The 7,334-nt window shown below is 40.9% G+C and carries 5 protein-coding genes; 2 read left to right on the forward strand and 3 right to left on the reverse strand.

The features are described from left to right. Window positions 1–45 precede the first annotated feature (45 nt). Genes VB711_RS07685 through VB711_RS07695 form a run of 3 tightly spaced genes read right to left on the reverse strand, consistent with a single transcriptional unit; the run spans window position 46 to window position 2,890 of the window. Window positions 46–843, reverse strand: a complete 798-nt coding sequence (locus VB711_RS07685) for an ABC transporter ATP-binding protein (RefSeq protein ID WP_323285246.1) — start codon at window positions 841–843, stop codon at window positions 46–48. Then, window positions 840–1,862: an iron ABC transporter permease gene (locus tag VB711_RS07690; RefSeq protein ID WP_323285247.1), complete on the reverse strand. Its 1,023-nt coding sequence runs from the start codon at window positions 1,860–1,862 to the stop codon at window positions 840–842. The genes VB711_RS07685 and VB711_RS07690 overlap by 4 nt, the downstream gene beginning before the upstream one ends. Next, window positions 1,859–2,890: an iron ABC transporter permease gene (locus tag VB711_RS07695; RefSeq protein ID WP_323285248.1), complete on the reverse strand. Its 1,032-nt coding sequence runs from the start codon at window positions 2,888–2,890 to the stop codon at window positions 1,859–1,861. Before VB711_RS07695 ends, VB711_RS07690 begins: the two co-directional genes overlap by 4 nt. A 499-nt stretch (window positions 2,891–3,389) precedes the next feature. On the opposite strand from VB711_RS07695, the gene infC reads away from it, so the two are divergent. Both infC and VB711_RS07705 read left to right on the forward strand, forming a co-directional pair. After that, window positions 3,390–3,923: a translation initiation factor IF-3 gene (gene infC / locus VB711_RS07700; protein ID WP_323285250.1), complete on the forward strand. Its 534-nt coding sequence runs from the start codon at window positions 3,390–3,392 to the stop codon at window positions 3,921–3,923. 266 nt (window positions 3,924–4,189) lie between these two features. Continuing rightward, window positions 4,190–7,213 (forward strand): MFS transporter, encoded by a 3,024-nt coding sequence (locus VB711_RS07705; protein ID WP_323285251.1) that lies wholly within the window; start codon window positions 4,190–4,192, stop codon window positions 7,211–7,213. Window positions 7,214–7,334 lie beyond the last annotated feature (121 nt).

Below are 7,334 nucleotides of genomic sequence, written 5' to 3' on the forward strand. Positions count from 1 at the left end.
CTATTTTTCCAACTAAGCAATTTACAACTCTGATCATCAACAAAATTAATTTCTACCTTTGCCCTTCCGTCCTATTGGCAAACACATTGGTGTTCCTACAACTGGGTCAGAAACAACACGACACTCTAAACCAAAAACCTCTTGTACCATCTCTTCAGTCATTACCTCTTGAGGTTCTCCAGCCGTAAAAATCCTTCCTTCTTTGACAGCAACTAAATAATCAGCATAACGACAAGCTTGATTAAGGTCATGCAAGACCATAACAATTGTCCGTCCCTGATTTTGATTCAATTCATATAACAAATCCAAGACTTCAACCTGATGGGCTAAATCTAAAAAAGTTGTTGGCTCATCTAAAAGTAAAATATCTGTATCCTGTGCCAAAGCCATAGCAATCCAAGCTCGTTGTCTTTGTCCACCAGATAAAGTATCGAGCGATCGCTCTGCCATTTCCAGCAAATCTGTAGTCAAAAGTGCTTGTTCTACAATCTCTTCATCCTTTGCTGACCACTGCTGCAACCAATTTTGATAAGGATAACGTCCTTGTGCCACCAAATCTCGGACTGTTAAACCTTCTGGTGCTACTGGCCCTTGGGGTAAAATACCCAACTGCTGGGCTACTTCTTTGGTGGAAAGCTTCAAAATAGAAGTGCTATCTAGATAAACTGTACCACCACGGGGTTTGAGTAATCTCGCTAAACCTCTTAATAAAGTTGATTTACCACAACCATTAGCACCAACTAAAGCTGTAATTTCTCTAGTGGGGATAGCCAAATTCAAATCCCGAATAATGGGTGTACCATCATATGCTAAAGATAAACTTTTGGTTGATAATCCTTTCATTTTTTGCGGTTACGAATTAATAAAAAAAGAAAATAAGGAGCGCCAATTGCTGCTGTCACCACTCCACAGGGAAGTTCAATTGGTGCAAACAGCGATCGCCCTAACAAGTCTGCCAACACGACAATTATTCCTCCCAATAGTGCAGAGGTAGGTATCAAACCTTCATGAGTTCCACCTACTAACTGTCGTCCTAAATGGGGGGCAATTAAACCGACGAAGCCAATCGTCCCGGCTGTCGCTACTCCTGCACCAGCTAAGGCCACACCCACCAGTACCAGTAAGCCACGTTGCCTTTCCACTGCACTACCTAAACCTTTTGCCACATCATCTCCCAAATTCAGGGCATTCAAATCTCTGGCTAAAAACAGGGCAATTGGCACCAAAACGACGAACCAAGGCAATAGGGAAAATACCTGCTCCCAGGTGCGTCCGTAGACACTTCCAGCTAACCAAACTAAGGCATCACTAACGTTGTAAATTTCCCCAAAGGTAATCAACAAGCTGGTAAACGCACCAGCGATCGCCGATAAACCCACACCCATTAAAATCAACAAAATTGGCGAACTACCTCGATTCCAAGCCAGAGCATAAATTAATATTGCCATCATCAAAGCCCCAGCAAAGGCTGACAAAGGCAACCCATAAATTGGTAGTGAAGGGAACAACACAATCACTGTAACTGCGGCCAAACTTGCCCCGGCATTAATGCCAATAATCCCAGGGTCAGCTAGAGGATTGCGTGTTAACCCTTGGAAGATAGTCCCAGAAATGCCAAATGCCACACCCACCATAAAAGCGACAATGGTGCGCGGTAGTCGCAAATGTTTAATTACAAAGGGATGGTCTGGGTTTCCTGTATCTAAACCTAAAATAGTTTTGATGATATCCATAAATGCGATCGGATATTCACCTCGTCCCACATTTACCACCATCGCTACCATAATGATTAATCCCAAACATATCACTATGACTGGTACACGGCGGTCTAGACGGAAAGATATAGCCTCAGCAACCTTCATTTTTTTACCTTTGACTTAGCCAAGTACACAAAAAAAGGAGCGCCCACCAGTGCTGTCATCACACCTACGGGTAATTCCTGGGGTTTGAGTAGCACACGGGCGGTAATATCGGCAACTAATAACAAAATTGCTCCAAAAACTGCTGAATAAGGTAATATCCACCCATAATCAGTTTTAATGAAAAATTTCACGCTGTGGGGAACGACTAAACCAATAAAGCCTATGGGTCCGGCTATGGCTACCGAACTTCCCGCTAATAAAACTACGCTGATAGCCGTGACTATTTTGATCCAAGCGGTTTGTTGACCTAAACCTTTGGCCACATCTTCTCCTAAACTCATGGTAGTAATTTGTCTACCCAGAGCAAAGGCTACTATTAATCCAATGGTGATAAAGGGTAATACTTGTAAAAATAAATTGACATCCCGACCAGCCAATGAACCAGCTAACCAAAATCTGATTTCTTCTAGTGTGCGTTGACTGATAATTAAGATAGCTGTAGTCAAGGAAGAAATTAGTGCTGTTAAGGCTGCCCCGGCTACAGTTAGATTGAGTGGGGTAGCACCTCCAGACCCCAAAGAACCGAGAACGTAAACTAACACTGCTGATACTGCTGCACCGAGAAAGGCCACTAAAGTGTAAATACCCAGAGAAGAAGCACCAAATAGAAACGTCGCTACAACCACAGCCAGGGCAGCCCCTGACCCAATGCCCAAAATGCCTGGTTCGGCTAGGGGGTTACGTGTCAAACCTTGCATCAATCCACCAGAGACAGCCAGGGCTGCACCGACAAAGATAGCAATTAGCGATCGCGGTAATCTGACAGTTTGAATCACTAAATGTTCATAAGAACCGTCAAAGGCCACAAAGGATGCCAAAATCTTGCCTAAAGGTACTTCTAGCGCACCTAATGTCACACTGTATATCAAGCATATCGTTAGGATCATTAGTCCTAAAACTAAACCCAGTAAAGGTGATAGTTTTGGCTCTTTCCACCCTCTAGATAATGCTGTAGTTGCTTTTGTCATCAGTCTTATTCTTACTTGATTACAATAATTGAGAATATTTATGATAATTGTCTTCAAGATTAACTAAGGCCACAGGGAAATTTAACGGAACTGTTTAAGATAGTACCGTAAAATTATTGATATATTATCTCAATTATTAGAAAAAATATTTGCTTGAGAGTTTCTGGCTCACAATCAGCGATAAATATTTACACCAACTTTGGCATACATGATATAATTAATTTGTCAAGGTATATTCCCAAAAATAGTAATAAAACTTAATTTAATTGCTAGTTGTGTAATTTACATTAACTATTCTAGGGAAAATATATCAAAGTGGGTAGAATTACAAATACAACAAACCAACCAACTACTCTATGGATTAGCTACCCTAGAGATATAGATTCGTTTTGTAATTCTAAGTTACCTGAGTAATTTTGCCTTTTTTGGCATCTGAACCAAAACCAAACCAATCAAGACCAAGCCAACTATTTAACTTCAAGAGATCCCACAAATCATAATGCCTGTGATTGAGAAAAAAAGAACTCGCGATCTGCCCCAAATTAATGAACGGATTCGCTTCCCGAAAATTCGGGTCATTGACACTGACGGTGCCCAACTGGGGATTATGCCGCCACAGGAAGCACTACAACTAGCTGAAGAAAAAGACTTAGACCTAGTGCTACTCAGTGACAAGGCTGATCCGCCGGTCTGTAGAATCATGGACTATGGGAAATATAAGTTTGAGCAGGAGAAGAAAGCGCGGGAAGCCCGGAAGAAGCAGCATACGGCTGACGTAAAGGAAGTGAAGATGCGCTATAAAATTGAAGAACACGACTATAATGTGCGCGTCAAGCAAGCCGAACGCTTTCTGAAAGATGGTGATAAGGTCAAAGCCACTGTCATGTTCCGGGGTCGTGAAATCCAACACAGTGACTTGGCCGAAGAACTGCTCAAACGGATGGCTGCTGATCTAGATGAGTTAGGTGAAGTTCAACAAGCGCCAAAAAAGGAGGGACGGAACATGATGATGTTGATCTCCCCTAAAAAATAACCCAGAATGATCAAAATGTGAGATGTGGGTAAATTAGATGATTTTGTCTCTGTTTTACCCTTCACCGCACTTAAAACTAATAAACTTGTGTAAATTTATCTAAAAATCATCGTCCTGACACTTGAGTAAGAAAAATAATACTCAGTTGTTCAGGACTTTTGCTATATATGTAATATTTAATAAGTCCTGGAAATAAATTATTTCTGCCTACTCCCTGTCTTATTATTGACTGGTTGGGCTATGCTAAACCCAAAAACTAAAATTACATGGAACTGAAAAATCACTGGTTTACTGCCAATGGAGGTAGAGGCTTTCTATCGCAAATACTTGAGTGGGTTAATCTTCGTCCAGAAGAACTCGATCGCACTTGGCTCATGTTTGTATTTTACACAATTGTTTGTGTGGGATTACGGTGGGCAGAGGACAGTACAGTAGCCCTGTTTCTGGGTGAATATGGATCTGATAAACTACCTTGGATTTATATTGCCAGTGCTGCCACAGGAACTGGACTGGTTGTATTGTATTCTTGGTTGCAAAAGTTTTTCCCCTTGCGATCGGTAATTGTCGCCATTACTCCTTGCATGGTGGCACCCTTGTTTTTATTAGTGTTATTGCGTTGGGGAATTAATATTTCTTACCTGACATTAATTACTGTATTTTTGCTCAGATTGTGGGTAGATGCCTGTTATGTAGTTAATGATCTAAATACATCTATTGTTGCTAACCAAATATTTAATATTCGGGAGATTAAACGAACTTATCCATTGGTGAGTAGTGGTCTTTTAGTAGCAGATGTAATTAGTGGTTTTAGTTTGCCTTGGTTGGTGAAATTTGCCCAACTCAATTGGGTGATTGTAATTGCTTGTATTGTAATTATTTTTGGATCAGGAATTTTATTTTATTTAACTTATAAATATCGCAAAGCCTTTCCTGATACTCCACAAAGACAAATTCCTGAAGAACAAGCAGCACGCCATCGACGGTTACAAACTCCCTTGAAACGCTATGCTTGGCAGTTGTTTGCTTTTGTGGCACTGTTGCAGGCCATAGGATTATTTGTAGATTTTCAGTATTTACAAGAGCTTAATTCTAAGTTGGATAGTCAGCAACTTGCGACTTTTTTAGGTTTATTTGGCGGGATTTTGGGATTGTGTGAATTGGTAGCCCAATGGTTTTTTTCTAGCCGATTAATTGAACGAGTTGGGGTGTTTTTTACAGCAGCGATTTTGCCGATTATGGTGGGTTTTGTTTTACCAGGAGCGATCGCTAGTTTAAATCTATTTCCCGCTATCCAAGCCGATGGCTTTTTTTATGGACTGATAGGGCTGAAATTCTGCGATGAACTGCTACGTTACACCATTGTTATTAGTAGTGGTCCCATACTCTACCAACCGATTCCAGAACGGCTACGGAGTCGAATGCAGACCTTATCAGGTGGGACAGCAGAAGCGATCGCCTCCGGGTTGACAGGACTAGCGATTTTCTTCACCCTGATGTTTTCCGAGAATCTAGTACCCCAACCATACCAAAAGTGGGTATTGATGGGTGAAACAGTGATTGTGGCTGTGGCCTGTTTGAAAGTAGTTTGGGAATTGCGATCGCGCTATGTTGACCTATTAGTATTGAGTGCCGACAGAGGAGAACTGAGTACAACTAATGTGGGTTTACGAGTCTTTCAACAAGGAGTAGTCAAAGCGCTCGTAGAAAAGGGTAGTACCGCCGATAAACGCTCTTGTTTAGAACTTTTAGCCCAAATCGATCTCCCCGGTGCTGGACAAATTTTAGCCCCTCTCCTGCTCAAATTAACCCCAGATTTGCAATGTCAAAGTTTAGAAGTCATGCTTCTCGGTGGTGCAAATCCCCTTTATGTACCCCAAGTACGACAAATATTAGAACAGCCACAAGAAACAGTTAACCCAGAAGTATTTGCTCTAGCCATGCGTTACGTCTGGCTGGCTGAATCCAATCCTAATTTAAACCTATTAGAACAATATCTCCTTCCTCAACACCACTCACTAATTCGCGCCACCGCAGCCGCTTTACTCCTACGCCAAGGCTCCCCCATCCAAAGAGTAGCCGCAACTAAAGCTATGCGTCAAATGCTCACTCATAAACAAGAGCAAGAAAGAATTAACGCCGTTAAAGCCTTGAGAGAAGCAGTTTATTTACAAGCCTTACGAGTCCATATTCCCAACTTATTACAGGATGAATCTTTGCGTGTCCGTCATGCTGTCTTAGAAATGATCGCCGATACTCGTTTAGAAGAGTATTATTCAGCATTATTGGCAGCATTGTACTATAAATCCACCCGTTCAATAGCTATGCGTGCCTTAGTCCGACTAGAAAACGAAGGATTACAATTACTCTTACAACTAGCTACAAATATCTACAAACCAGATGTGGTGAAAATGTACGCTTGGCGCACCATTGCTCAAATAGGTACTTTAGAAGCCAGAGAGAGTTTATGGTTCAACCTAGAAATATCTTGGGGTAGCGCCAGAGATTATATTCTCCGCAGCTTATTGAAGATTGACCAACAAGAAGAAATGGGCAGTTTAGCGGATCGATTTCATGAAAGTAGAGTAGAAGCGATAATTGAACAAGAATTAGGGTTTTTAGGAGAAATATATTCTGCCTATTTAGAGTTTCAAACACTACTATCGCTAGGAAATGATCACGACATCGAAAATTTTATGGTGATAGCTGAGTTGTTACAAAACTCACTCCTAGAATTAGAAATGGATATTAAAGAACGGTTATTACTTCTACTAAAATTACTTTATCCACCTGAAAAGATGCAAGCAGCAGCTTTTAATTTACGATCTGAGTCAGTGGTTAATTTAGCCAGAGGGTTAGAAATTTTAGATCACACAATCAATTTGTCTTGTAAGTCTTTATTGCTAAATATTTTAGATCGTCGTTCAGCCGCAGAAAAACTTAAATATTTGATAGAATCGGGAATTGTAGAGCAAGAGAAGATATCAGCTACCGATGTTTATGATAGTCTGCGTCAACGACTTTCTAGATTAATTCTTCTCGGTCATTTTCTCTCAGACTGGAGTTTAGCTTGCTGTTTTCATTTTGCTCAAGTTGCCCATATTCGACTCACCACAGCCGAAATTGTCGTAACTTTACGTCATCCTACAGGCTTTGTCAGGGAAGCAGCCATTTCCTATTTAAGTGTAGTTTCTCAAAGTGTTTTGCGAGATATTATCCCCCATTTACAAAAAGATCCACACCCACTTGTCGCTGCTCAAGTTAAGGAGTTGATGAAAAAAGTTGGAAGTTAGACCTAAACCCAAATAAAACCTGTAGGGTGCGTCAGACAAATAACCTAACAATAAAATGATTAATTGAAAATCTGACGCACCTAAACCCAGATAATAATTCCATTTATATTTTCTTTAGAGA

Origin of the sequence: Cronbergia sp. UHCC 0137 (assembly GCF_034932285.1) — a bacterium.
GTDB lineage: Bacteria > Cyanobacteriota > Cyanobacteriia > Cyanobacteriales > Nostocaceae > Cronbergia.

What these genes read in the sequence shown, in the direction of transcription:
- VB711_RS07695 (WP_323285248.1), bottom strand. Translation starts at nt 2,890, where the DNA reads ATGACAAAAGCAACTACAGCATTATCTAGAGGGTGGAAAGAGCCAAAA.
- VB711_RS07705 (WP_323285251.1), top strand. Translation starts at nt 4,190, where the DNA reads ATGGAACTGAAAAATCACTGGTTTACTGCCAATGGAGGTAGAGGCTTT.
- VB711_RS07690 (WP_323285247.1), bottom strand. Translation starts at nt 1,862, where the DNA reads ATGAAGGTTGCTGAGGCTATATCTTTCCGTCTAGACCGCCGTGTACCA.
- infC (WP_323285250.1), top strand. Translation starts at nt 3,390, where the DNA reads ATGCCTGTGATTGAGAAAAAAAGAACTCGCGATCTGCCCCAAATTAAT.
- VB711_RS07685 (WP_323285246.1), bottom strand. Translation starts at nt 843, where the DNA reads ATGAAAGGATTATCAACCAAAAGTTTATCTTTAGCATATGATGGTACA.